Consider the following 24037-nt stretch of genomic DNA (forward strand, 5'->3'; position numbering starts at 1 on the left):
GGTCTAGATCCTTCGCTGACGGACACAGACCATGGCAGCCCGCCCCAAGCACCGCGACCGCCTGATCCACAGCGCCGTAGCCCTGTTCCGCAAGCAGGGTTACGCCAGCACCGGCATCAACGACATCCTGGCCGCCACCGGTGCCCCCAAAGGCTCGTTTTACCATTACTTTCCCAACGGCAAGGAGCAGCTTGGCGAAGCCGCCGTGCGCCACGCCGGGGAGCGGGTACTGGAAACGCTGCGAGACCTGCGCCACCAGTACGGCAACAGCGCCGACGCCCTGCGCGCCTATGGCGAGCTGCTGACCGGCTGGATGGCGCGATCCGGTTTCGCCGACGGCTGTCCGCTGGCCACTACCTTGCTGGAAACCACTCCCGGTTCCCGTCTCATCACCGACGCCGGGCGCGAGGCGATACAGAACTGGCGCCGGGAATGGGAGACGCTGCTGATCGACGACGGTATCCCGGCCGACCGGGCCCGCCCGCTGGCGTCCCTGATTCTCTCCGCCCTGGAAGGCGCCCTGATCCAGGTCCGGGTGGAATGCCACGGCCAGGCCATCGCCGACGCCTGCGCCAGTCTGGCCGACCAGATCAACGCCCTGCGTCCCTGACACCGGAACCTGGATATCATCCCCCGGGATAGCTACGAAGCCACTGTGGGAAGCTTGCTTGCAAGCGAATACCGTAAACGCCTGAGCAAGCCTCATTCGCTTGCAAGCAAGCTTCCCACAGTGGCTTCGTAGCACCCAAAGAAGACATTGGCAGGCCGCCATGCGCGCCGCCCCTTTATCAGCCTTCTCTTTCATTTCGGCTTGTCGTTGCCTTGAAATTATATAGACTAGTCTAATTAAAACTAATGGGAGACCCGTCATGTCCGACCTCGCCGTCCCCGCCGGTTACCAACGGCACCGCCGCGCCAGCGGGCTCACCGCGCCCTGGGAGCCGATTTTCATCCGTCATCATGATCACGGGCTCAGCCTCGCCATCCGCGCCGGCCAGCCCCACGCCAACAGCCGCGGTTTTGTCCATGGCGGCCTGATCTCGGCGCTGGCGGACAACGCCATGGGACTGAGCTGCGCGGATCGGCTGGGCGGCATTTCCGGCCTCGTCACGGTGAGTATGACGCTGGATTTTCTGGGCAGCGCCCGCCTCGGCCAATGGGTGGAAATCCGCGCCGAGGCCACCCGGACCGGCCGTTCCCTGAACTTCGCCGCCGCCCAGGTATGGGCGGACGACGCTCTGTGCGCCCGCGCCACGGCGGTTTTCAAAGCCCTGGCTCCACGCCCGTCACCGGAGACCCCGTCATGAGCGACACCTCCGAGATACTGGAACGCATCCGCACCCTTTCCCGCCAGGCCCCTTTCAACAACTGGCTCAATCTCGAGGTACACCGGATTGAATCCGGCGAGGCGGAGCTGCATTTGAGATGGCGCGACGAATTCGCCCAATACAGCGGTTTTCTGCATGCCGCTCTGATTGGCGGCCTGATCGATACCGCCTGCGGCTTCGCCGCCGCGTCACAAGCCGGCAATGTCACCGCCTCACAATTTTCCGTGCGTTGCCTGAGACCGGCGGTGGCGGAGACTTTCGTGGTACGCGCCCGGGTGCTCAAGGCCGGCCGGCGGCAGGTGTTCGTGAATGCCGAGCTGGGCGACCTGGCCGACACCGGCGGAGCGCCCTTCGCGGTCGGCGAGGCCCTGATGGTGCCCATCCCGTCCTGACCCCCTCAGGTCGCCTGTCGCCGTCCTAGAGCCTGTTTAAGGTCTCCACGTCGCCGCGTTGCCGCTGGAAAAGCCGCCAGAGGGCGTTGGGGACTGAAGGCTCTGGTGGGTCCAAAGTCAAAGGCCACAGCGTCCTCTGGCGGCTTTTCCAGCGCAACCCGAAGGGCCGGGTCCACTTTCTTTAGGTGGAGAGTGCCGCCAGACCGCGATTACGCTTGTTTATGTAGAATGACTACACCGCACAATCGAAATCACGACCTGACGACAAAATGAACTCCGGCGCGGCGACGTGGAGACCTTAAACAGGCTCTAAGTGCCGCTTTCGACATGCCGGTTTTCCACCGGAATCCGATACAGTAGAGAGCGAACCCCAACGGAGACACGACAGATGCGGGATGAACAACTGGCCGGCAAGGTCATTCTAATCACCGGTGCCGGCGGCGGTATCGGCCGGGTCACGGCGGAAAGCCTGGGCGCGGCGGGAGTACGGTTGATGCTGTCCGATATCGACGCCCACGCGGTGGAGTCCACCGCCGCCGCCATCCGCGAAGCCGGCGGCACCGCCCGGGCCATGGCCGTGGATGTCACCCTCGCGGATCAGGTGTCCGCCCTGGTGCAGGCCACGCTGGAGGCCTATGAACGTCTGGATGGCGCTTTCAACAACGCCGGCGTGGAGGAAGAAAACGCCAAGATCGTGGCCGTGGAAGAGAGCCTGTTCGACCGCATCATCGATATCAATGTCAAAGGCGTGTGGCTGTGCATGAAATACCAGATCGCCGCCATGGCCAAACAGGGTGACGGTGGCAGCATCGTCAATACCGCTTCCATCGCCGGCCTGGTGGGCGCTCCCAAGCGCGCCGCCTACGCCGCCAGCAAACATGCGGTGGTGGGATTGACCAAGAGCGTGGCGGCGGAATACGCCCGTCAGAACATTCGCGTCAACGCGGTCTGTCCAGGCATCATCCGTACCGCCATGATGGAGCGTGCCATCTCTCAGGTGGAGCGCGACGACGGCATCGACGCCGAACAGCAACGGCGCCTGCACGCGGCCCTGCATCCCATGGGCCGTGTCGGTGAAGCAACGGAAGTGGCGCAGGCGGTACAGTGGCTGCTGTCGGACGCGTCCTCTTTCGTCACCGGTCATCAACTGTCGGTGGACGGCGGCCTGACCGCTTTATAACGGACTGTTCAGGAGAACAACAATGCTCAAACTGCATGGCTTCAGTGCCAGCAACTACGTCAACATGGTGAAGTTCGCGCTGCTGGAAAAAGGCATGGCCTTCGAGCAGGTCAACGACTACCCGTCCCAGGAAGCCTCCTTTCTGGACATCAGCCCCATGGGCAAGGTGCCAGTGCTGGAAACCGGCCAGGGGTTTCTCGCTGAAACCAACGTGATCCTGGAATACATCGATGAAACCGGCGAGGGCCCGGCGCTGTACCCCGCCGATCCGTTTCAGCGCGCCCAGGTCAAGGAACTGGCCAAACTGATCGAGCTGTATATCGAACTGCCGGCGCGCCGCTGCTACCCGGAGGTCTTCTTCGGCGGCAAGGTCAGCGATGAAACCAAGCAACAGACCCGGGACGCGCTGATAAAAGGCGCCGCCGCCCTGAAGCGGGTGGCGAAGTTCGATCCGTTCGTGGCCGGCGCCCAACTTACCGCCGCCGACGCCGTCCTGCTCTACAGTCTGGATCTGGCCGCCGGTATCGCCGGCAAGCTGTTTGATCTGGACCTGCTGACGGAGATCCCCGGCAGCAAGGCGCTGCTTGATCAACTCAACCAAAGAGACAGCGCACGCCAGGTGGACGAGGAACGCAAGGCCGGCATGGCCGAATTCATGGCCCACGTGCGCGGCGGCAAGTAAGCACTGAATTGTAACCGCCATCGCGGTCCGTCCATTGGTATTGGAGATATGCATTCACGCTGTATTCGCGGCCGAGGCCGCTTCCCACGGAAGGCACCGCGAAGCCGATGTGGGAAGCGGCCTTGGCCGCGAATGGTCTGTAACAGCATCGGCCCGCTTCATAAAAGAAAGGACCGCGACACCGGCACTGTTTTGCCGCCCTCCATCCCGCTAAGCTGACCGGGCCTTTCAGCCAGGACTCTCCGTCATGCTGCTCCGCTCTTGCCTGGCGCTTCCCCTCGTTGCTCTGTTGAGCGGCTGCGCCGACGCCACCTCCCCCATTACCCCGGAAAACGGGCCACCACTCACCGTCACCGTTCTCTCTGAAGGGCTTGAGCACCCCTGGGCCCTGGCCTTTCTGCCCGGAGGCGAGGTTCTGATTACCGAAAGGGGCGGTACCCTGCGCCGTTTCCATGATGGTGTACTGGTGGAAGAACCGGTTCCCGGTGTTCCCGCCGTGGCGGCCCGGGGCCAGGGCGGCCTGTTCGATGTGCTGCCTCACCCCCGCTTCGAGGATAACCGGCGGCTGTATCTGAGCTACGCCAAAGCCTGTGACGGCGGCGCCACCACCGCCGTGGGCCACGGTGAATATCGTGACGGCGAACTACACCGCTTCCGCGATGTGTTGGTGGCCGACGCCTGCAGTGATACCGGCCAGCATTTTGGCGGGCGGCTGTTGTTCGATGACGACGGCCATCTGTTTCTCACCATCGGTGACCGGGGACAACGGCAGCGGGCCCAGGACACCGGCGATCACGCGGGCAGTGTGTTGCGTCTGGATCAGGATGGCGCCGCCGCCAGCGGTAATCCGTTCGCCAACGGCGGCAACGGCCGCGCGGAAATCTGGAGTTGGGGGCATCGAAACCCCCAGGGCCTGGCGTTACACCCCGACACCCGCCAGCCCTGGCTCAACGAGCATGGCCCGCGCGGCGGCGATGAAATCAACGCGGTGAAACCGGGGGTGAACTACGGCTGGCCGGAAATCACCTACGGCCGCGAATATTACGGCCCCGCCATCGGCGAGACCCACCAGGAAGGCCTGGCCCAACCACTGCATTATTGGGTGCCCTCCATTGCCCCCTCCGGTTTCGCATTCGTCGGGGGCGATCGGTATCCGCAATGGCGGGGCGATGCGTTATCCGGCGCGCTTAAACTGACGCATCTGAACCGGGTGCGATTCAAGGGTGAGACACCGAAGCAGGAACTGCGTTATCTGCGGCAGCGCGAGCAACGTATCCGCGATGTGCGCCAGGGCCCGGAGGGTTACCTGTATTTGCTCACCGACAGCAATGACGGGCAACTGCTGCGGGTGGAGCCGGATTGAACGCCACCCTGGATCCCGGCCTTGCGCCAACCGATCAGTTCAAGCCCTCGGAATGGACCAGGTGGAAACGGACGCCGCCAATGCTGACCTGACTTTGATCCACCGGCAGGCCCCGCTCAAGAGCGCGCGCCTTGATCGCCTCCAGATCATTCACCAGGATATCCACGCCACTGAGCCCTTCACCGCGCCCATCCCGATCAGCGACAAAATGCAGATAGGCATTATCCAAGACCACCTGTTGGCCGCCGCCACTGCTTTCTCCGCTGTTCTCCACCGGCCGGCGCAACAGGCTCCCCCAACGACGCGCCATATCCTCCGGCTCCGCCCCCTGCAGTTCGACACCGACGATGCGTTGCACCCGCTCCGTGTTAACGAAACTCTGCCAGTCCGGTCCCGCCGGGTTATAGGGGCCGTCCAGGGATTCACCGTAGCGGGTGTGGTTGATTTCCAGCAACGTGCCGCCCAGATCCTTGGGATGCAACTGCATGCCCCGATAATCGCCATGGCCAAGAAAAGCGGCCACTCGCACGCCCTGCGCATCCACATGAGGCCCCCAGCGGTCCACATCGTCGGTATCGAGGATCACCATGTAACCGCCGTCCCCGCCCCGACGCCGTAGAAAACGGCCGGCGGTGGTGTCCTCACGAGTCGGCGCCACGACTTCGATGAAGGTGTTGCCCACTGGCAACAGTGCGTTATGCAGGCCGAACGCCTGCACCGCCGGATCCCGATGGCACACCTGAATCCCGAAAACGTCGGCCAGGTCCTCCACCACCGGTTCCAACTGGCTGGCCACCAAACACAACTGACGGAAGCGAAGATAGGTCATTGATTGTTCTCCTTGATTCACGGACTCCGACGATCAACACGCCGGCATGCTGACACGCCAAACCCAAAGACCTGAAAACCGTCATGCCGGACTTGATCCGGCATCGCCCTCCATGAAGTGACGCGCCCCCCGGAAGGGATCCCGGGGCAGCCCGGGAATGAGCGCGAGATCAACGCGGATTGTTACGACAAGGCCCGCGCCAGCGCGCGTACGCCGACGTCGATATCTTCGTCATCGATCATACCGAAGCCGATCAACAGTCCCTTCGTCCCTTCGGACGAAGCGTAAAAGTCACCGAGATCTTCCGCGTTGATGCCCGCGCCAAGCAAGCGGGCTTCCAGCTTGTCCACCGATTCCCGGAATGCCAGCGCCAGATGAATGCCGGCCACCTGGGGCAAACAGTTCCACAGATCCGGCCGCCGCGCCAGCGCCACCAGTAATCGCTCCCGGCGCCCTTGATAAAGCCTCTGCATGCGACGCAAGTGGCGGACGAAAGCGCCCTCCTGGATCAGATTGGCCAGGGCTTTTTGCATCAGATTGGGGGCACGCCCGTCGGTCAGGCTCTTGGCCTGGCGCAGCGCCGGTTGCAGCCCCTTCGGCATGATCATGTAGCCGAGTCGCAGATCCGCATGCAGCACCTTGGAGAACGAGCCGAGATACGCCACCTGCTGGTGCCGGTCCAGACTCTTGAGCGCTTCCAGGGACCGGCCGTCGAAGCGGAATTCGCCATCGTAATCGTCCTCGACGATCAGCACGTCGCGCCCGCGAACGAAATCCAGCAGTCGCAGCCGCCGCTCCAGGGTCATTGGCATACCCAGGGGAAACTGATGAGATGGCGTCACATAGATCATCGAAGCCGCCTCCGGCACCTGGTCCACGCACAGCCCCTGTTCATCCACCGGCACTCCCACCACATGGGCACCATAGGATTCAAACACCCAGCGCGCCGGCGGATAGCCCGGTTCCTCCACCGCCACCACCGTCCCCGGCGCGATCCGTACCCGGGATAGCAAATCCATTCCCTGCATGGCCCCCTGGGTGACCATGACGTCATCCGCCGAGCACGGCAAACCGCGACTGTAACCCAGATAATGGGCGATCCCTTCGCGCAAACCGATGTCCCCCTGGCATTCGCCCTGCAGGGTGCGGTCGCGGGCCTCCTCGCGCAGCGCACGCATCACTGCCCGCCGCCAATCCGCCAGCGGCAGGAGACGCCGGTCGGTCACGCCACCGGAGAAGTTATAGCGGCGCGGCGCCTCCCGGTCTCCCCATACGGGTAACGGACGCCAATGACAGCCCGGCCCCACTCCCGGTTCCGCCTGTTCTCCGGTCACCACTGGTGGCAACCGACAAACAAAGGTTCCGGCCCCCCGGCGCGCTTCAAGGAAGCCCTCGGCAACCAAACGCTCATAGGCATCCACCACCGCCTGACGGGCAATACCCAGCTCCGCCGCCAAGGCACGGCTGGGTGGCAACCGTTGGCCGGGAGCCAGACGGCCCTCCACCAGTGCCGAGCGCAGGTCGCGGTAGAGCCGCTGGGGCACCGTGCCGGAGCCATTCAGCGGTAAATGGATTTGCAAATTGGTCTCCCAAAACCGTTCAAATTGGATCTGCCAAGCCTTCCAATTCAGCCCTAATCTGAACCGGCTTTTCAACCTCTTTGCCATCCGGCCTGTTCAACAGGCCTGTTTGCTTAACAGGAGCAATCATGAAAGCCCGTATCAACTTCTTCACCGCTTCGCCGGACACCATGAAAGCCATGCTCGGCACCTCGGAAGTGATCGAGAATACCGGCCTGGATCACCGTCTGTTGGAATTGATCAAGATACGAGCGTCGCAGATCAACGGCTGCGCCTTCTGCGTCCACATGCACGCCCGTGATGCCCGCGCCGCCGGCGTGCCCAATGAAGTGCTCGATACCGTGTCCGGCTGGCGTGAAGCACCCTGGTTCAGCGAACGGGAACGGGCCGCCCTGGCCTGGACCGAACGCCTCACCCGCCTCGGCGAAGGCCATCATGACGACGAGGCGGAATACGACTATCTGGCCACCCACTTCAGCGAAAAAGAACGCACCGATCTGACCTACGCCATCGGTGTCATCAACATGTGGAACCGGTTCAATGTCGGCTTCCGTCACCAGCCGGAATAACGCTCTTGTTGAGGAGGAAAAGATGAAAGCCCGCTTCGATTTCTACAGCGCCTCACCGGACACCATGAAGGCGGTGTTCGCCACCCAGAAAGTCATCGATGCCACCGGCCTGGAACATCGCCTGGTGGAACTGGTGAAGCTGCGCGCTTCGCAGATCAATGGCTGTCTGTTTTGCATGTCCATGCACGCCGCGGACGCCCGCAACCGAGGCATTCCCAACGAAGTGCTGGACACCCTGCCAGGCTGGCACGAAGCGCCCTGGTTCAGCCAACGGGAAAGGGCCGCCCTGGCCTGGACCGATCACCTGACCCGCCTCAGCGACGCCAGCCACGATGACGAGGCGCTTTACCAGGCGCTGGCGGATCAGTTCACCGAGCAGGAATGCACCGATCTCACTTATGTGATCGGCGTGATCAATATGCTCAACCGGTTCGGTGTGGGATTCCGGCGCGCGCCGGATTGAGTTGGACGCCAGACGCCGATAATGCAAAACCAGACCCAACGCCCTGGCAAGCACTAAAACGCTTTTCTATGGTTCATCGCGGTTTAGCGGGCCACGGCGCTTCAATCATGGGCACGGGTCTGTAACCGGAAGGGGTTACCAGCCGCTGTATTCGCCAGCAAGCTGGTCTCCCACGGATCTGCCACGAAGCCGCCGTGGGAAGCTTGCTGGCAAGCGAATATCCCAACACCAAAGGGTCGGAATTCGCCAGCAAGCTGGGCTCCCACGGATCCGCCACGAAGCCGCTGTGGGAAGCTTGCCGGCAAGCGAATACCCCAACACCAGAGGGCCGGAATTCGCCAGCAAGCTGGGCTCCCACGGATCCGCCACGAAGCCGCTGTGGGAAGCTTGCTGGCAAGCGAATATCCCAACACCAGAGGGCCGGAATTCGCCAGCATGCTGGTCTCCCACAGGTCCGCCACGAAGCCGCCGTGGGAAGCTTGCTGGCAAGCGAATATCCCAACACCAAAGGGTCGGAATTCGCCAGCAAGCTGGGCTCCCACGGATCCGCCACGAAGCCGCTGTGGGAAGCTTGCCGGCAAGCGAATACCCCAACACCAGAGGGCCGGAATTCGCCAGCAAGCTGGGCTCCCACGGATCCGCCACGAAGCCGCTGTGGGAAGCTTGCTGGCAAGCGAATATCCCAACACCAGAGGGCCGGAATTCGCCAGCATGCTGGTCTCCCACAGGTCCGCCACGAAGCCGCCGTGGGAAGCTTGCTGGCAAGCGAATATCCCAACACCAAAGGGTCGGAATTCGCCAGCAAGCTGGGCTCCCACGGATCCGCCACGAAGCCGCTGTGGGAAGCTTGCCGGCAAGCGAATATCCCAACACCAGAGGGCCGGAATTCGCCAGCAAGCTGGGCTCCCACGGATCCGCCACGAAGCCGCTGTGGGAAGCTTGCTGGCAAGCGAATATCCCAACACCAGAGGGCCGGAATTCGTCAGCAAGCGGGGCTCCCACGGATCCGCCACGAAGCCGCTGTGGGAAGCGGCCCGGGCGGCGCTCCGCTTGGCCGCGAATGCCCTGAGCCGTTGGCGATTCGCTTGCCAGCAAGCTTCCCACAGCGGCGCTGTAGCCCCCTCTGAAGGGAGGTCTTCGAGGTAACCGGGCAATGCGGGAGCCCCCCGCCGGAGCGACCCTTCCCGCTAAACCGCGAGGAACCTTTTTTATGACCGCCGTCCATGGCGGTCACCCTTCGGGCCGTCGCGCAGCAACGTTAAAAATTGCTCCCGGCAATTTTTTATTTCCGCAATGCCCTCAGCCCCGGGTTTTGACTTTAGCGTCCGGCGTCCGGCTCTTCTTCCACCGCTCAGTCGCCGTCGGTCACCGCGCCCCGGGAAGCCGAACCCACGGTGCGGGCGTACTTGGCCAGCACTCCGCGGGTATAGCGCGGTGCCGGTGCCTGCCAGCGGGCATGACGTTCGATCATCGCCTGCTCGGACACTTTCAGGGTGATGGTGTTGCTCTCCGCGTCGATGACGATTTCGTCACCGTCCTCCACCAGGGCAATGGGACCGCCTTCCTGCGCCTCGGGAGTAATGTGGCCCACTACGAAACCGTGGCTGCCACCGGAAAAACGGCCATCGGTGATCAGCGCCACGTCCTGGCCCAGACCACGTCCCATGATCGCCGAAGTGGGCGTCAGCATTTCTCGCATGCCCGGGCCACCGCGCGGGCCTTCGTAGCGGATCACCACCACGTCGCCGGCCACCACGGCGCCCTCCATGATGCCAACGGTGGCCTCTTCCTCGGAGGAAAATACCCGTGCCTTGCCACTGAAGTGGGTGCCTTCATGGCCGGTGATCTTGGCCACCGCGCCGGTCGGCGCCAGGTTGCCGTGGAGAATACGCAGATGGCTGTCTTTCTTGATCGGGTTATCCAGCGCGCGAATGATGTTCTGTTCGTCGGGATAGGGCGCTACCCCGGCCAGATTTTCCGCCAGGGTACGGCCGGTGACGGTGAGGCAGTCACCGTGCAGCAGCCCTTCCTCCAGTAACGTTTTCATCAGTGGCTGAATGCCGCCGATGGCCACCAGTTCACTCATCAGGTAATGCCCGCTGGGGCGCACGTCCGCCAGCACCGGTACTCTTTCACCGATGCGGGTAAAGTCTTCCAGGCTCAGCGGCACGCCGATGGTGTGGGCCATGGCCATCAAATGGAGCACCGCATTGGTGGAACCGGCCAGGGCGATGACCACGGTGATGGCGTTCTCGAACGCTTCCCGGGTCAAAATGTCGCTGGGCTTGATGTCCCGTTCCAACAGATCCAGCACGGCGGCGCCAGCGGCCCGGCAGTCGGCCAGCTTGTCAGCGGATTCGGCGTTCTGCGCGGAACTGCCCGGCAGGCTCATGCCCAGGGCCTCAATGGCGCTGGCCATGGTGTTGGCGGTGTACATCCCGCCACAGGAGCCGGCGCCAGGCACCGCCACCTTTTCCACCTGCTCCACCTCGATCAGACGCTTGTCGCCCTTGGTGTAGGCCCCCACCGCCTCGAACACGGAAATCAGATCGGTGTGCCCGGGACCGGGCTTGATGGTACCGCCGTAAACGAACACCGACGGCCGGTTAAGTCGCGCCAGTCCCATCAGGCAGCCGGGCATATTCTTGTCGCAGCCGCCGATGGCCACCAACCCGTCGAAGCCTTCGCAACCGGCCACGGTTTCGATCGAATCGGCGATCACCTCGCGGGAAACCAGGGAGTACTTCATCCCTTCGGTGCCATTGGCGATGCCATCGGAGATGGTAATGGTATTGAAGATCACGCTTTTGCCACCGGCAGCGTCAGCGCCTTCACCGGCCTCGCGGGCGAGACCGTCGATATGCATGTTACAGGGTGTCACCCGACTCCAGGTGGAGGCGATGCCGACCTGCGGTTTCTGGAAGTCCTCGTCGGTAAACCCGGTGGCACGCAACATGGCCCGACTCGGCGCCTTGGCAATACCGTCCACCACCGGCGCGGAATAGCGGCGGCGTTTGTCTTCAGTCATCGTTGTTCTCCTGATCACGAGCTGATGCCAGCATAACGCTTTTCCCGCCACGTCATAGAGTCGTAAACAATCAGGCACAGGCTGGTTGACGGACTTCATTCACAAGGAACGGGAATATGGGCGACATTCTGATGGTAGCGGGTTTCCTGTTGGCGGCGTATTCGATTGTCGCCAACGACGCCATCCAAACCCTGGGTACCTTTATCTCCTCGAACCATCACCGCCCCTGGTGGCTACTGTGGGCCTTCGCCAGCGCCATTCTGGTAATCGTGCTGCTGTACGGATGGTTCAGTCACGGCGGGGATCCGGCCTATGGCCGTCTGGAAAAATTCCCCATGCCCGAACAGGGCATCACCTGGCTTTATGTGATTCCACCGCTGGCCATCCTGATTCTGACCCGCTACGGCATACCGGTAAGCACTACCTTTCTGGTGCTGTCGGTATTCGCCGCCGGCAACGTGCAGTCGATGCTGAGCAAGTCCGGGCTCGGGTACGCCGTGGCGTTCGTCGTCGCCTTGTTCACCTACCGGTTCGTGATCCGGCATCTGACCGAGTATTTCGACCGCACCTACGGCAACCCCGTGCCCGCCTACTGGATCGCGTTGCAATGGGCCTCCACCGGTTTCCTGTGGAGCCAGTGGCTGATCCAGGATCTGGCCAACATCTACGCCTACCTGCCGCGGGAGCTGGATGGTCAGCAGTTCTTTTTATCACTCCTGGTGCTGCTGGTTCTGCACGCCTGGATCTTCAAAACCGCCGGCGGCGCCATCCAGCGCATCGTCACCACCAAGACCGGCACCGTGGATATCCGGGCCGCCACCATCATCGATTTCATCTACGCCATCATTCTGTTCGTATTCAAGGAGATGAGCAGCATTCCCATGTCCACCACCTGGGTGTTCCTGGGGCTGCTGGCCGGACGGGAATTCGCCATCTCCATGCACATGTTCACCCCCTCGACGCGGGAAACCGCGCGCGTGGTGATGTCGGATGCGATGAAAGCGATGCTGGGTCTGGCGGTGAGTCTGCTGTTGGCGTTCGGTTTGCCGCCGCTGTTCCGGATGCTCGGTGGCTAGGGCTCGCCGACAACGGGATTCAGCGCGCCTCGCCAACCCGGGCGCTCAACGCCTTGATCAGAAGCGCCGGGTCGAATCCGGGCCCGGTCGCCGCCTTGGGCACGATGTAGTACAAGCGCGGCATCGGATAGATCAGAATATAGCGGTCGTTATGGCGCCATTTCCGTATCTTGTCCCAGCTGACCATGGCGGTGCCGCTCTCCGCCTCGAAGCGGATCCCGGCGTCCATCAGGGCCATCGTGGTGGGTTCCTGAATCGCTTTGTAGCTCCGATAATGGCGCCGTGAAAGCCAGGGCGCGACCAATAACCGCAGCAGCAGGAAAGTCACACCGCCACCGATCAGGCCGCCCATCGCCCCGGCCCGCACCACCGGCGGCCCAAACAGCGCCAGCACCACCAGAACCGCCAGTACCAATGCGTAGACCACCTTCGCCCTGGGCGTCGGCCGGGCAAACAATCCGGCGGCACGGACATAATCGTCTTCGCTTATGGTGTACCGCGCTTCCATGGCGGCGCCTCCCTCACATTGATGAACACAGAGTGTACCGGATTCACGATGCGAATCCGCACCCGGCGCGGTGAAATCGCGACGCGATCGTCACCATCAGGGCATTGGCTTTTCTCATCAATGCCATAAACAAAATCTTTTCTTTTGTTTAGGAATAATTCCGTCACAATAGCGTCCTTCCTTACCTCATTCCCGGCCGCCGGCTTCTCCGGCGGCTTTTTGTTTTTTCCGCACGGCGGCAAGGAGCGTCCATGTCCACCCAAACCGGCAAGGCCGCCATGGCCAGGCACCCCCGCATCGCCGAGCTGGCCCTGGCGCTGGGCGGCTTTGGCATCGGCACCGGGGAATTCGTCATCATGGGCCTGCTCAGCCGGATCGCCCTGGATCTGCAGGTGGACCCGCAGGACGTGGGCTATGCCATCAGCAGCTATGCCCTGGGCGTGGTGGTGGGTGCGCCGATCATTTCCACTCTGGCGGCCCGGGTGCCACGGCGGGCCCTACTGATCATTCTGATGCTGGTGTTCGCGCTGGGGAATCTCGCCAGTGCCCTGGCGCCGGGATTCTGGTCCTTCATCGCGCTCCGTTTCATCGCCGGCCTGCCCCATGGCGCCTATTTCGGCGTCGCCGCCCTGGTGGCGGCATCGGCGGTGCCGTTCCATCAACGGGCACGGGCGGTGGCCCGGGTGATGACCGGCCTGACCGTGGCAATCCTGTTGGGCGCGCCCCTGGGCACCTGGGCCGGGAATCAGTTCGGTTGGCCAGTGGCGTTCGCCGGGGTCGGCGCCATTGCCCTGCTCACCGCTCTGATGGTGAGGCTGTTCGTGCCGGCGCAACCGGTGGACCCGCACGCCAGTCCGCTACGTGAGCTGTCCGCGCTGCTCAAACATCGGGTGTTGTTCACCCTGGGCATCGCCAGCATCGGTTTCGGCGGCATGTTCGCGGTGTTCAGTTATGTGATGCCGACCCTCACCGAGCAAGCCGGCATGGACGAATCTCTGGGTCCGCTGGTGTTGGCGATCTTCGGTATCGGCACCATTCTCGGCACCCTGGCCGGCGCCCGGGCCGCCGATGGCAACCTGATGAAATCCATCCCCGGCATTCTGATCTGGTGCGCGGTGATTCAGGGGTTGTTCTTCGTGGCCGCCAATTCAATGTGGTGGGGGCTGCTGTTCGTGGGTCTGGTGGGCACCAGCATGGCGCTCGGGCCGGCATTGCAGACGCGGCTGATGGATGTGGCCGGAGACGGCCAGACCATGGCCGCGTCCCTCAACCACGCCGCCTTCAACCTGGCCAACGCCCTCGGCGCCTGGCTGGCCGGCGTCGCCACCCGTGGCGACCTGCCCTGGTCCACCACCGGACTGGTGGGCACCGCTCTGGCTCTGGGCGGCCTGCTGGTGTTCTGCGCCGGCCAGGCGGTGGAGCGGGCCACCGACCATTAACCGCCCGACCGCTTCACACAGACCGAACCACGAAGCCGCTGTGGGAAGCTTGCTTGCAAGCGAATGGTCAACGGCCCGGAGGCATTCGCGGCCAAGGCCGCTTCCCACAGCGGCTTCGTAGCCCAATCCGTGGGAAGCCCGTTGCCTTGGCAGTAGCCGTGTTGCGTGCAAGCCGGCTCTTCAACGGCGGTGGCCCATGGATGGCGCTTGACGTCACCAGCTCCGGTTCACCGCACCCCGGCGGAGAGCGTCTCCGGCTGCACCAGTTGGCCGGTGACCGGGAAGCGAATACGCACCTGCAAGCCGCCTTCCGGGTGATTGTCCAGCGCCATCTGGCCATGGTGCATGTCGACGATGCGCTTGACGATGGCCAGGCCCAGGCCGCTGCCGCTGAGCGTGCGTGCCTTCTCGCCACGAGAGAACGGCTGCAACAGCATGGGGATGTCTTCCTCGCGCACCCCTCGACCATGATCGCGGACGATCAGCAACACTGCGTTGTCATCCATTATGGTGTGGATCTCCACCGGCGCGGCACCGTATTTGAGCGCGTTGGTGATCAGATTGGTGAGCATGCGCTTGGCGGTGAGCCGCTTGAGCATCAGGCGCGGCACCTCGGCCAGAGTGATACGGAGCTGCTCCGCCGGGTATTTGCCGCACACTTCCTCGATCAACGCGTTGAGGCTTTCATAGGAAGGCTGCTCGTCGGCGCCGTCGCGAATGAAAGCGATGAACTGCTCGAGAATCGCGTCCATGTCCTCAATGTCGGCGATGATGCCCTGGGACAGCTCTTCGTCGTCGAGGAACTCGGCGGACAGACGCAGCCGGGTCAGCGGCGTGCGCAAATCATGGGACACCCCCGCCAGCAGCAAAGCCCGGTCCCGCTGCGCCTGTTGCAGATCCCGGGTCATGCGGTTGAAGGCGCGGTTCACCGCCTGGATCTCGGTGGGACCGATGGTATCGTCCAGCACCGGCACCGCTTCCCCCCGGCCGACTTTGAGGGCGACCCGGGCCAGCCGGCGCAGCGGCCGGTTCAGGCTACGGGCAATCAGCAAGCCACCGATCACCGCCAGCAGCGGCACGGTGACCCCCCAACCCAGCAACAGATAGCGGTCATAGTCGCGGAAGAACACCATCGGCACGCGCAGCCAGGCGCCTTCGAACGACGGTGCGTTGACCCACAACACTGGTTGGCGGGCGTCTTCCAGCCGAACCGTCACCGGCTCGTCCAGCAACCCCGCCAGTTCGTCACCGAACTGATTCACCACCGGCCGCGTGAGCAACAGGCTGTCCGGCTCTCGCAAACTCGGTGGCGTTCCCACGCCAATACCGGTGGTGGCTCCCAGGCGCTCTTCCAGAAAGTCGCTGTCGGCGCCCTCCTCGAAGATCAGTTCCGCTTGCAGGGCGGTAAGACGGGCGTACTCACGAATACCCGGAAGATAGGCGTTACGGGCAAAAAACCACAGGGTGATGGCCTGGCTCAGGCCGATTACCAGCCCGACGATCAGGGCCGCGCGGAAAAAGGCGGTGCGGGGGTAAAGTTTGGGCATAGGGTCTCATTCCAATCACAGCTCGCGAGCCGCTCCCACGGCCGCTTCGTAGTGCCCATTGTGGGAACGGGAACAGACCGCTAACACGCAAGACTCCATTGGCTGCTAAAGCAGCTTCCCACAGCGGCCTGGTAGCGCTCTCCGTGGGAAGCGAACCGGGCGCCCAAGCCGCGAAAATTGATCCGCCAGCCGTGATTCACGAGCCGCCCATACCGGCCTGAATTCATATCTCCAAGGGCTCGTAAACCGGATTTGAGTTTAGCGCGCCGACGTGATGCGTGTAAGCGAATGATGTCAGTCCGGCACGAACACATAACCCACGCCCCATACGGTCTGGATGTAGCGGGGCTTGGAGGGATCCTCCTCCAGCAGGCGGCGCAGCCGCGACACCTGCACATCAATGGAACGCTCCATGGCGGACCATTCCCGCCCCCGGGCCAGGCTCATCAACTTATCCCGGGTCAGCGGCTCCCGCTGATGCTGGATCAGCGCTTTGAGCACGGCGAACTCACCGGTGGTCAACGCCTGCGGCTCACCATCACGGCTCAGCGTGCGGCTGGACAGGTCCAGCGTCCAGGGCCCGAAGTCCACACTGCCTTCCGCTTTGCTTGGCGCCCCCGGTACTTCGCGTACGTGACGGCGCAGTACCGCGCGGATACGCGCGCTCAGCTCCTTCGGATTGAATGGCTTGGGCAGGTAATCGTCGGCGCCGGCATCCAGCCCTTCGATGCGCTCGGCGTCATCCCCCTTGGCCGTGAGCATGATGATCGGCAGGTCGTTCTCACTCTCGCGCAGGCGCCGGCAGATCGACAGGCCGTCCTCGCCAGGCAGCATCAGGTCCAGAACCATCAGCGAATAGATCTCCCGGGACAGGGCCCGGTCCATCTGCTCGGCGTCCGCCACCGCTTTCACCGCGTAGCCCTGCTCCTCGAGGAACCGTTGCAGCAGGCCGCGCAGGCGGGCGTCGTCGTCCACCACCAGAATCTTGTCCACTTGTTCGCTCATGAGGCTTCCCGAATCGTTTTGACTGCCGAATGACCCGTCTCATACCCGTCACTGTGACGGCGGGCAAGTTTTACGATGATTAAGATTGTATATAAAGATTACTGTCGACACCCGATGTGCCGATCCGCGGCCTGCCCGGAAACGGCACCCGGCTGACGTTTTTCATCAGCTTACCTTTGTCGGACGGACTGCTATCATTTTCACGACGTGCTGTTTTTAGGGGGGATAACACGCATGGCCAAGATACTGGTGGTGGACGATTCACCCACCCAGCTCACCAACCTGGCGAGGATCGTCGAGGGACAGGGGCATCAGGTGATCACCGCCGTGAACGGCGTGGAAGGCATAGAACGGGCGCGCAGCGAACGGCCGGACCTGATTCTGATGGATGTGGTGATGCCGGAACTGAATGGTTTCCAGGCCACCCGCAAGATCACCCGGGATGCGGATCTGGGAGGCATTCCCGTGATCCTGGTGACCACCAAGGACCAGGAGACCGACAAGGTCTGGGGGGAACGCCAGGGCGCCTCCGGCTACATCGTCAAGCCTCCCAGGGAAGCGGAGCTACTGGCGGAAATCGACCGGGTATTGCGCTGATCTTCGGCGATAACCACAGCCATCCGGGCAAGTCAATCTATGAACGACCGGAGTCATTCCCTATGATTCCGGTCGTTTCTTATATACGTGCCGGAAACGCCGGCGTGATGCGGATCAGCGTGCAATCCAGGAATACCCATGCAGAGCATCGAACAGATCATCGCCCAGGAACTCAACGCCCAGCCGCAACAGGTGACCGCCGCCGTGGCCCTGCTGGACGAAGGGGCCACCGTGCCGTTTATCGCCCGCTACCGGAAAGAAGCCACCGGCGGACTGGATGATACCCAGCTGCGGAACCTGGAAGAGCGGCTGCGCTACCTGCGCGAGCTGGAGGAGCGCCGCGAGGCAATCCTCAAGAGCATCGACGAGCAGGAGAAGCTGACTCCGGAATTGGAGAAGGCGATCCGCGAGGCGGACACCAAGACCCGGCTCGAGGATCTGTATCTGCCGTACAAGCCCAAGCGCCGCACCCGCGCTCAGATGGCCCGCGAGGCCGGCCTGGAGCCGTTGGCGGATGCTCTGCTGAACGATCCTGGCCTGGACCCGGAGGGCGAAGCCGCCGGTTATCTCAACGAAGAGCACAAGATCGCTTCCGCCAAGGATGCCCTGGATGGCGCCAAGCAGATCCTGATGGAACGCTTCGCCGAAAACGCCGAACTGCTCACCCGCATGCGCACCTTCCTTTGGGAACGGGCCCAGATCCAGTCCCGGGTGGCGGAGGGCAAGGAAGAGGAAGGCGCCAAGTTCCGTGACTACTTCGAACACCAGGAAGCCCTCAAGAGCATTCCCAGCCACCGTGCTCTGGCGCTGTTTCGCGGCCGTAACGAAGGCGTGCTGCATGTCGCCATGGTGCTGCCGGAAGAATTGGAAAGCGCCGAACCCCATCCCTGCGTGGCCATGGTTCGTGAAGTGGCCGGCTGGCGTGATCAGGGCCGTGCCGCCGATAACTGGCTCGGCGAGGTAATGCGCTGGACCTGGAAAATCAAACTCAACACCCATCTGGAAACCGAACTGCTCGGCCGCGTGCGCGAACTGGCCGAGGAAGAGGCCATCCAGGTGTTCGCCCGCAACCTCAAGAGCCTGCTGATGGCCTCGCCGGCGGGTCCGAAAGCCACCATGGGCCTGGACCCGGGATTGCGTACCGGAGTCAAGGTGGTGGTGGTGGACGCCACCGGCAAACTGCTGGAACACACCACGGTTTTCCCGCACCAGCCCAAAAACCAATGGGCGCAGTCCCTGGCGGCGTTGACCAAACTGAGCGTCAAGCATCAGGTGGATCTGGTGGCGATCGGCAATGGCACCGCCAGCCGTGAAACCGACAAGCTGGCCGGCGAGCTGGTCAAGGCACTCAAGGACAAGCAACCGATCCAGAAGATCATGGTGTCCGAGGCCGGCGCTTCGGTGTACTCCGCTTCCGAACTGGCGGCGCGGGAATTCCCGGAACTGGATGTGTCCTTCCGTGGCGCCGTGTCCATCGCCCGCCGTCTGCAGGACCCGCTGGCGGAGCTGGTCAAGATCGACCCGAAATCCATCGGCGTCGGCCAGTACCAGCATGATGTCAGCCAGGTGAAACTGTCACGCTCCCTGGACGCGGTGGTGGAAGACTGCGTGAACGCCGTCGGCGTGGACGTGAACACCGCCAGCGCGCCGTTGCTGGCGCGCATCGCCGGCCTCAACAGCACCATAGCCGGCAACATCGTCAGCTTCCGCGAGAAGAACGGTGCCTTCAACAATCGTGATGCTCTTAAGCAGGTGCCACGTCTGGGGGAAAAGACCTTCGAGCAGGCCGCCGGCTTCCTGCGGGTGATGAACGGCGAGAACCCGCTGGACGGTTCCGCCGTGCACCCGGAGGCTTATCCGGTGGTGGAGCGGATCGCCAAACAGCACGACCGCCCGATCAAGGACCTGATCGGCGACATCCCGTTCCTGAAGAGCGTCAAACCGGTCGAGTTCACCGACGAGCATTTCGGTCTGCCCACCGTCACCGACATCCTCGGCGAGTTGGAAAAGCCGGGCCGCGACCCGCGTCCGGAATTCAAGGCGGCGGAGTTCAAGGAAGGGGTGGAAACCCTGGCCGATCTGAAGCCGGGCATGATTCTGGAAGGCGCGGTGACCAACGTCACCAACTTTGGTGCCTTCGTCGACATCGGCGTGCATCAGGATGGTCTGGTGCACGTGTCGGCGCTGGCCGATAAATTCGTCGAGGATCCTCACGATGTGGTCAACCCCGGCGATATCGTCAAGGTGAAGGTGCTGGAAGTGGATCAGGCGCGCAAGCGCATCAGCCTGACCATGCGTATGGACGATCGCCATCAGGAGCGTCAGGCTGGTCAAAGTCCGGGCGCACCGGCGGGCAAAGGCCGGCGTGGCGGCGGGGGCCAACGTCAGCGTGGCGGCGGCAACAAACCGGCGGCGGCACCGCAAGGCGCGCTGGGCGCGGCTTTCGCCAAAGCACTGGAGCAACAGAAGAAGCGCGGCTAGTCTTCAGTGAGTCAGCCCGCGGGCGGTGTGCCGGCCAGACCGGCGGCACACCGCCGGTAACAAAACATCAACACGGGCGGCGGCCCGATACCGCCTGATCGCCGCCCAGATCATCGCCCCAAGAATGGGACAGCCCCATGACCGACCTGCTCAGTCAACGCATTCAGGCCCTTCTGGACTCCGACGCCGCCAGCACCCTGGCGGGCATTCGAAGGGGCATCGAGAAAGAGAGCCTGCGCATCAGCACCGATGGCAACCTGGCGCAAACCAACCATCCCGAAGCGCTCGGCTCGGCCCTGACTCACCCTTACATCACCACGGACTATTCCGAAGCGTTGCTGGAGTTCATCACGCCCGCCAGCAGCGACCTGCACAGCCCGCTGGAATTCCTCGATCAATTGCACCGCTACACTTACCGCCACATCGGCGATGAGCTGTTGTGGGTCAATTCCATGCCCTGCCGGGTGACGGAGGACAGCGAGGTGCCGGTGGCCCACTACGGCAGTTCCAACGTGGGCCGCATGAAGCATATTTACCGGATCGGCCTGGGCCATCGCTACGGCCGCAAGATGCAAACCATCGCCGGCATTCACTACAACTTCTCCTTCCCGGAATCGTTCTGGCAGTTGCACCAGGCCCAGGAAGGCAGTGACGAGCCGCTGCAGGATTTCATTTCCCGGCGTTACTTTGACCTGACCCGTAATTTCCAGCGTTACTCCTGGTTGCTGGTGTACCTGTTCGGCGCTTCGCCGGCATTGTGCGCGTCGTTCCTGGCCGGCCGCGAGCACCATCTGCTGGAGCGCTTCGACCACAGCCTCTACCGCCCCCATGCCACCAGCCTGCGGATGAGTGATCTGGGCTACCAGAACAACGCTCAGTCCTCCCTGGCGATCAGCTACAACAATCTCGATGAATACGTGGAGACGCTGACCCACGCCATCAAAACACCGGAACCGGCCTACGACGCCATCGGCGTACTGAATGCCAAAGGCGACTATCAACAACTCAACGCCAACATCCTGCAAATCGAAAACGAGTACTACTCCTCGATCCGGCCCAAACGGACCATCAACAAAGGCGAGCGCCCCACCCTGGCGCTCAAGCGGCGCGGCGTCGAGTACATCGAGATCCGCGCTCTGGATCTCAACCCGTTCGAACCGGTGGGCATCAACCAGCAGGAAATCCGCTTCCTCGACCTGTTCGCCACCTATTGCCTGTTGCGCACCTCTCCGCAATTGGAAAGCTGCGATCTCAACGCCAGCAAGGACAATCTGCGTCAGGTGGTCTACAACGGCCGGGATACCTCCGTGGCTCTGAATAACTGGGGTGAGAGCGTGACCCTGAAACAGTGGGCGCTGGAGAAGCTGGACCAGATGGTGCCGATCGCCGAGTTGTTCGACCGCTGTCACGGTGGCAACAACTATTGCGACGCCTTGCAGCGTCAGCGTTTGAAGGTGGAAGAACCGGACGCCACGCCATCCGGGCAGATCATGGACAAGCTGGAAAGCCGCGACCAGACCTTCTTCCAGTTCGCTATGAACCAGGCCCTGGCCCACAGGGACCACTTCCGCTCCCGGCCGCTGGACGCCGACCGCGAGGCGCAACTGGCCACGCTGGCCCGGCACAGCCTGACCGAACAAGCCGCCTGGGAGACCGCCGACGACATGGATTTCGAAAGCTATCTGGCCACCTATTTCAAGGACTGACGGCGGCGCGGGAACCATTGTGTCCGCCCCGCACTCCATACCATCATGTCCCTGAAGTTGAGGGGGGATCGCGATCCGTGGACAGTATTCGCTACCTAGGCAGCTTCCCACAGGGAGGGGCTACAGAGCCGCTGTGGGAGCGAGCTTGCTCGCGAATCAGCCTGCCAGCGATTCGAAAAAATAAACCAGGCCCAGCCTGAGCCAGAAAGGAATCAAATCGATGTGGTCCAAACTGCCTTCGCCCCGGGCCCTCAACGGGCTCGCCCTGCTGGCCTGTGTTATCGCCATGGCCAGCGCCCTGTATTTACAGCACGTGGATGGCCTGGAGCCCTGCCCGCTGTGTATCTTCCAGCGCGTCGCCGTGTTCGCGGCAATGGCCATTCTGCTGGTGGCGTTCCTGCACGGCCCGCGAAGTATCGGTGTGCGTATCTATGCCGTGCTCACGGCTCTCGCCGCCCTGGTGGGGGGCGGCATCGCCATCCGCCATCTGTGGCTGCAAAGCCTGCCGCCGGATCAAGTGCCCGGTTGCGGTCCCGGTCTGGACTATATGCTCGACGTGTTTCCGCTCCATGATGTTCTGGCGCAGGTGCTCTCCGGCTCCGGCGAATGCGCCGAGATCAGCTGGACCTTTCTTGGCCTGAGCATCCCCGGCTGGTCGCTGGTGGTGTTTACCGGACTGTTGCTGTTCGCCCTGGTACAATTGTTCCGTCCGTTACGCGCCTGACCGGTTCCCGCCGGCGGCCCTTTTCGCTGGCCGCCGGCTTCATGCCTCCGGGCCAGGCGCCGCGACGCTGCAGGGAGGCACTCGACGCGGGCCTTTCAGGCCTGATTCAGGTCATTCCCGCCGATCCCTCCGTTTCACACCCCAGGTTCGCAGCGCCGTGATTCCGGGCTTTGTCCAGAGGTAGGGACTTCCGGGAGATCCTGATGATTGATGGCCTGCTGATTCTGTTGTTGTTTCAATTTCTTGGCGAGGTGCTGATCCACCTCACCGGCCTGCCACTGCCGGCACCCGTGGTGGGTATGGTCTTGCTGTTGTTCGCGCTGATGCTGGGCGTGCCGGGGATGGGTAAGGTCTCCGAGGCCGCCGGTGCGTTGATCCGCCATATCACCTTGCTGATCTTCCCTCTCGGTGTCGGCATCGTGCTGCAATGGCACCGCTACCAGGACAATGCCCTGGCCCTGGCGGTGTCGGTGGTGTTCGGCACCCTGATCGCCCTGCTGCTGGTGACGTTGCTGTTGAAGGTTCTGCTGCGCCGTTCTTCTCACGGCGGTGGAGGAGACTCGCGCCATGGCTGAACTTCCTCCCTCTTCCCTGTCCGGTGAGCTATTACACACTCCTCTGCTAGGTGAGCTCCTGCACACCCCCCTGTTCGGATTGTTGCTGACACTGGCCAGCTACCGTTTCGCCCAGTGGGCCTACGCCAAATCCAACAGCATGGCGCTGTTTCACCCGTTCATCGTTGCCGCCATTCCGGTGATCATCGTGCTGCCGCTGGTCGGCGTGCCTTACGAGGAATACCGTGACCAGACCGCGCTGATTTCCTTCCTGCTCGGTCCCGCCACCGTGGCCCTGGCCTGGCCACTGTATCGCCAGCTGCACACCGTGCGCAGCGTCTGGCGGCCATTGCTGATCACGGTGGTGATTGGCGCGGCGCTGGCTTCCGGGCTGGCGGTGGGCCTGGCCTGGTGGCTGGGCGCGCCGGAAACCGTGGTCGGCTCCCTGGCCCCCAAATCCATCACCACGCCCATCGCCATCGAGGTAGCGAGAGTCACCAATGGCGATGTTTCCCTGGCCGCCGGCGCGGTGGCGATCACCGGCATCGTCGGCGCCCTGGCCGCCGGCCCGGTGTTCCGGCTGCTGCGGGTGGAGGACGACCGCGTCCGCGGCTTCGCCCTCGGGCTGGTGGCCCACGCCATCGGCACCGCCCGCGCCTTCGAGTTCAGTGAAAAGGCCGGGGCCTTCGGCGGCCTGGCGCTGGGCCTGACCGGCCTGCTAACCGCCCTGGCCCTGCCCTGGATCTGGCCGTGGGTGTCTTCATTGATGGGCTGAGTATCGCGGCCCTCTTCTGTATGAAGAGGGCCACTGCTGTCCCACCATTCGCAGGCAGACTCACACGCAACACGCCGGCACGCCAAATCCGGGCTCGGAAAAACGTTATGCCGCGACACTTATAAGAACGCGAGAAGGTTATGAAGAAATCATCTTTTACGGCAACCCACTGATACCCCGCGCTTTTTCCCCTTCACCCGGATCCTGTCCC

Annotated in this window: 23 protein-coding genes; 16 read left to right on the forward strand and 7 right to left on the reverse strand. The window is 63.0% G+C overall.

Annotated elements, in window-relative coordinates:
• The first annotated feature begins 31 nt into the window (after positions 1 to 31).
• The 6 genes from E0L37_RS13200 to E0L37_RS13225 all read left to right on the forward strand — a co-directional run bounded on the left by E0L37_RS13200 (position 32) and on the right by E0L37_RS13225 (position 4945).
• A complete protein-coding gene (locus E0L37_RS13200; protein WP_133492191.1) occupies positions 32 to 610 on the forward strand; it encodes a TetR/AcrR family transcriptional regulator in 579 nt (192 codons plus the stop codon).
• Positions 611 to 869: 259 nt separating this feature from the next.
• The gene (locus tag E0L37_RS13205; protein WP_133492192.1) at positions 870 to 1307 is read left to right on the forward strand and encodes a PaaI family thioesterase; all 438 of its coding nucleotides are present in this window, start codon (positions 870 to 872) and stop codon (positions 1305 to 1307) included.
• The gene (locus E0L37_RS13210; protein ID WP_133492193.1) at positions 1304 to 1720 is read left to right on the forward strand and encodes a PaaI family thioesterase; all 417 of its coding nucleotides are present in this window, start codon (positions 1304 to 1306) and stop codon (positions 1718 to 1720) included. Before E0L37_RS13205 ends, E0L37_RS13210 begins: the two co-directional genes overlap by 4 nt.
• Positions 1721 to 2108: 388 nt before the next feature.
• Positions 2109 to 2900, forward strand: a complete 792-nt coding sequence (locus tag E0L37_RS13215; protein ID WP_133492194.1) for a glucose 1-dehydrogenase — start codon at positions 2109 to 2111, stop codon at positions 2898 to 2900.
• Positions 2901 to 2922: 22 nt separating this feature from the next.
• Positions 2923 to 3582, forward strand: coding sequence for a glutathione S-transferase family protein (locus E0L37_RS13220; protein ID WP_133492195.1), 660 nt, complete (start codon positions 2923 to 2925; stop codon positions 3580 to 3582).
• A 247-nt stretch (positions 3583 to 3829) separates the two neighbouring features.
• Positions 3830 to 4945 (forward strand): PQQ-dependent sugar dehydrogenase, encoded by a 1116-nt coding sequence (locus E0L37_RS13225; protein ID WP_133492196.1) that lies wholly within the window; start codon positions 3830 to 3832, stop codon positions 4943 to 4945.
• Positions 4946 to 4979: 34 nt separating this feature from the next.
• Here E0L37_RS13225 and E0L37_RS13230 read toward each other — a convergent pair whose 3' ends face one another.
• Both E0L37_RS13230 and E0L37_RS13235 read right to left on the reverse strand, forming a co-directional pair.
• Positions 4980 to 5774 (reverse strand): VOC family protein, encoded by a 795-nt coding sequence (locus E0L37_RS13230; protein WP_133492197.1) that lies wholly within the window; start codon positions 5772 to 5774, stop codon positions 4980 to 4982.
• 182 nt (positions 5775 to 5956) lie between these two features.
• A complete protein-coding gene (locus E0L37_RS13235) occupies positions 5957 to 7354 on the reverse strand; it encodes a PLP-dependent aminotransferase family protein (RefSeq protein WP_133492198.1) in 1398 nt (465 codons plus the stop codon).
• Between the two features lie 128 nt (positions 7355 to 7482).
• Here E0L37_RS13235 and E0L37_RS13240 point away from each other — a divergent pair, with 128 nt between their 5' ends.
• Both E0L37_RS13240 and E0L37_RS13245 read left to right on the forward strand, forming a co-directional pair.
• Complete coding sequence (locus E0L37_RS13240) at positions 7483 to 7923, forward strand: carboxymuconolactone decarboxylase family protein (protein ID WP_133492199.1); 441 nt, start codon at positions 7483 to 7485, stop codon at positions 7921 to 7923.
• Between the two features lie 22 nt (positions 7924 to 7945).
• Complete coding sequence (locus E0L37_RS13245; RefSeq protein WP_133492200.1) at positions 7946 to 8386, forward strand: carboxymuconolactone decarboxylase family protein; 441 nt, start codon at positions 7946 to 7948, stop codon at positions 8384 to 8386.
• A 1351-nt stretch (positions 8387 to 9737) separates the two neighbouring features.
• Here the strand turns inward: E0L37_RS13245 and ilvD are convergent.
• Positions 9738 to 11414 (reverse strand): dihydroxy-acid dehydratase, encoded by a 1677-nt coding sequence (gene ilvD, locus E0L37_RS13250; RefSeq protein WP_133492201.1) that lies wholly within the window; start codon positions 11412 to 11414, stop codon positions 9738 to 9740.
• A gap of 116 nt (positions 11415 to 11530) precedes the next feature.
• Here ilvD and E0L37_RS13255 point away from each other — a divergent pair, with 116 nt between their 5' ends.
• Entirely contained in the window at positions 11531 to 12490 is a 960-nt protein-coding gene (locus E0L37_RS13255; RefSeq protein WP_133492202.1) for a hypothetical protein, read from the forward strand.
• A gap of 19 nt (positions 12491 to 12509) precedes the next feature.
• Here E0L37_RS13255 and E0L37_RS13260 read toward each other — a convergent pair whose 3' ends face one another.
• Complete coding sequence (locus E0L37_RS13260) at positions 12510 to 12998, reverse strand: YcxB family protein (protein WP_133492204.1); 489 nt, start codon at positions 12996 to 12998, stop codon at positions 12510 to 12512.
• The gene (locus E0L37_RS21690) at positions 12977 to 13165 is read right to left on the reverse strand and encodes a hypothetical protein (RefSeq protein WP_159661200.1); all 189 of its coding nucleotides are present in this window, start codon (positions 13163 to 13165) and stop codon (positions 12977 to 12979) included. Before E0L37_RS21690 ends, E0L37_RS13260 begins: the two co-directional genes overlap by 22 nt.
• An 84-nt stretch (positions 13166 to 13249) precedes the next feature.
• Between E0L37_RS21690 and E0L37_RS13265 the strand changes: the two genes are divergently transcribed.
• Positions 13250 to 14437, forward strand: a complete 1188-nt coding sequence (locus tag E0L37_RS13265) for an MFS transporter (RefSeq protein ID WP_133492205.1) — start codon at positions 13250 to 13252, stop codon at positions 14435 to 14437.
• Positions 14438 to 14664: 227 nt separating this feature from the next.
• Here E0L37_RS13265 and E0L37_RS13270 read toward each other — a convergent pair whose 3' ends face one another.
• Together E0L37_RS13270 and ompR are read right to left on the reverse strand one after the other, a co-directional pair.
• Positions 14665 to 15984, reverse strand: a complete 1320-nt coding sequence (locus E0L37_RS13270) for an ATP-binding protein (RefSeq protein ID WP_133492206.1) — start codon at positions 15982 to 15984, stop codon at positions 14665 to 14667.
• 294 nt (positions 15985 to 16278) lie between these two features.
• The gene (gene ompR, locus E0L37_RS13275) at positions 16279 to 16989 is read right to left on the reverse strand and encodes a two-component system response regulator OmpR (RefSeq protein WP_022996843.1); all 711 of its coding nucleotides are present in this window, start codon (positions 16987 to 16989) and stop codon (positions 16279 to 16281) included.
• 234 nt (positions 16990 to 17223) lie between these two features.
• Between ompR and E0L37_RS13280 the strand changes: the two genes are divergently transcribed.
• The 6 genes from E0L37_RS13280 to E0L37_RS13305 all read left to right on the forward strand — a co-directional run bounded on the left by E0L37_RS13280 (position 17224) and on the right by E0L37_RS13305 (position 23826).
• Positions 17224 to 17586, forward strand: coding sequence for a PleD family two-component system response regulator (locus tag E0L37_RS13280; RefSeq protein WP_133492207.1), 363 nt, complete (start codon positions 17224 to 17226; stop codon positions 17584 to 17586).
• 138 nt (positions 17587 to 17724) lie between these two features.
• Complete coding sequence (locus E0L37_RS13285; protein WP_133492208.1) at positions 17725 to 20067, forward strand: Tex family protein; 2343 nt, start codon at positions 17725 to 17727, stop codon at positions 20065 to 20067.
• 137 nt (positions 20068 to 20204) lie between these two features.
• Positions 20205 to 21773, forward strand: coding sequence for a glutamate--cysteine ligase (gene gshA / locus E0L37_RS13290; protein WP_133492210.1), 1569 nt, complete (start codon positions 20205 to 20207; stop codon positions 21771 to 21773).
• Positions 21774 to 21993: 220 nt separating this feature from the next.
• Complete coding sequence (locus tag E0L37_RS13295) at positions 21994 to 22497, forward strand: disulfide bond formation protein B (RefSeq protein ID WP_133492211.1); 504 nt, start codon at positions 21994 to 21996, stop codon at positions 22495 to 22497.
• A 203-nt stretch (positions 22498 to 22700) separates the two neighbouring features.
• Positions 22701 to 23072: a CidA/LrgA family protein gene (locus tag E0L37_RS13300; protein WP_133492212.1), complete on the forward strand. Its 372-nt coding sequence runs from the start codon at positions 22701 to 22703 to the stop codon at positions 23070 to 23072.
• Positions 23065 to 23826, forward strand: a complete 762-nt coding sequence (locus E0L37_RS13305; protein WP_133492213.1) for an LrgB family protein — start codon at positions 23065 to 23067, stop codon at positions 23824 to 23826. Before E0L37_RS13300 ends, E0L37_RS13305 begins: the two co-directional genes overlap by 8 nt.
• The last annotated feature ends 211 nt before the right edge of the window (positions 23827 to 24037 follow it).

The sequence above is a fragment of the Alcanivorax sp. 24 genome (assembly GCF_004360225.1).
GTDB classification, from domain to species: domain Bacteria; phylum Pseudomonadota; class Gammaproteobacteria; order Pseudomonadales; family Alcanivoracaceae; genus Alloalcanivorax; species Alloalcanivorax xiamenensis.

What these genes read in the sequence shown, in the direction of transcription:
- E0L37_RS13255 (WP_133492202.1), top strand. Translation starts at nt 11,531, where the DNA reads ATGGGCGACATTCTGATGGTAGCGGGTTTCCTGTTGGCGGCGTATTCG.
- E0L37_RS13280 (WP_133492207.1), top strand. Translation starts at nt 17,224, where the DNA reads ATGGCCAAGATACTGGTGGTGGACGATTCACCCACCCAGCTCACCAAC.
- E0L37_RS13305 (WP_133492213.1), top strand. Translation starts at nt 23,065, where the DNA reads ATGGCTGAACTTCCTCCCTCTTCCCTGTCCGGTGAGCTATTACACACT.
- E0L37_RS13225 (WP_133492196.1), top strand. Translation starts at nt 3,830, where the DNA reads ATGCTGCTCCGCTCTTGCCTGGCGCTTCCCCTCGTTGCTCTGTTGAGC.
- E0L37_RS13240 (WP_133492199.1), top strand. Translation starts at nt 7,483, where the DNA reads ATGAAAGCCCGTATCAACTTCTTCACCGCTTCGCCGGACACCATGAAA.
- gshA (WP_133492210.1), top strand. Translation starts at nt 20,205, where the DNA reads ATGACCGACCTGCTCAGTCAACGCATTCAGGCCCTTCTGGACTCCGAC.
- E0L37_RS13200 (WP_133492191.1), top strand. Translation starts at nt 32, where the DNA reads ATGGCAGCCCGCCCCAAGCACCGCGACCGCCTGATCCACAGCGCCGTA.
- E0L37_RS13260 (WP_133492204.1), bottom strand. Translation starts at nt 12,998, where the DNA reads ATGGAAGCGCGGTACACCATAAGCGAAGACGATTATGTCCGTGCCGCC.
- E0L37_RS13230 (WP_133492197.1), bottom strand. Translation starts at nt 5,774, where the DNA reads ATGACCTATCTTCGCTTCCGTCAGTTGTGTTTGGTGGCCAGCCAGTTG.
- E0L37_RS13270 (WP_133492206.1), bottom strand. Translation starts at nt 15,984, where the DNA reads ATGCCCAAACTTTACCCCCGCACCGCCTTTTTCCGCGCGGCCCTGATC.
- E0L37_RS13210 (WP_133492193.1), top strand. Translation starts at nt 1,304, where the DNA reads ATGAGCGACACCTCCGAGATACTGGAACGCATCCGCACCCTTTCCCGC.
- E0L37_RS13285 (WP_133492208.1), top strand. Translation starts at nt 17,725, where the DNA reads ATGCAGAGCATCGAACAGATCATCGCCCAGGAACTCAACGCCCAGCCG.
- E0L37_RS13245 (WP_133492200.1), top strand. Translation starts at nt 7,946, where the DNA reads ATGAAAGCCCGCTTCGATTTCTACAGCGCCTCACCGGACACCATGAAG.
- E0L37_RS13265 (WP_133492205.1), top strand. Translation starts at nt 13,250, where the DNA reads ATGTCCACCCAAACCGGCAAGGCCGCCATGGCCAGGCACCCCCGCATC.
- E0L37_RS13300 (WP_133492212.1), top strand. Translation starts at nt 22,701, where the DNA reads ATGATTGATGGCCTGCTGATTCTGTTGTTGTTTCAATTTCTTGGCGAG.
- ilvD (WP_133492201.1), bottom strand. Translation starts at nt 11,414, where the DNA reads ATGACTGAAGACAAACGCCGCCGCTATTCCGCGCCGGTGGTGGACGGT.
- ompR (WP_022996843.1), bottom strand. Translation starts at nt 16,989, where the DNA reads ATGAGCGAACAAGTGGACAAGATTCTGGTGGTGGACGACGACGCCCGC.
- E0L37_RS13205 (WP_133492192.1), top strand. Translation starts at nt 870, where the DNA reads ATGTCCGACCTCGCCGTCCCCGCCGGTTACCAACGGCACCGCCGCGCC.
- E0L37_RS13220 (WP_133492195.1), top strand. Translation starts at nt 2,923, where the DNA reads ATGCTCAAACTGCATGGCTTCAGTGCCAGCAACTACGTCAACATGGTG.
- E0L37_RS13295 (WP_133492211.1), top strand. Translation starts at nt 21,994, where the DNA reads ATGTGGTCCAAACTGCCTTCGCCCCGGGCCCTCAACGGGCTCGCCCTG.
- E0L37_RS13215 (WP_133492194.1), top strand. Translation starts at nt 2,109, where the DNA reads ATGCGGGATGAACAACTGGCCGGCAAGGTCATTCTAATCACCGGTGCC.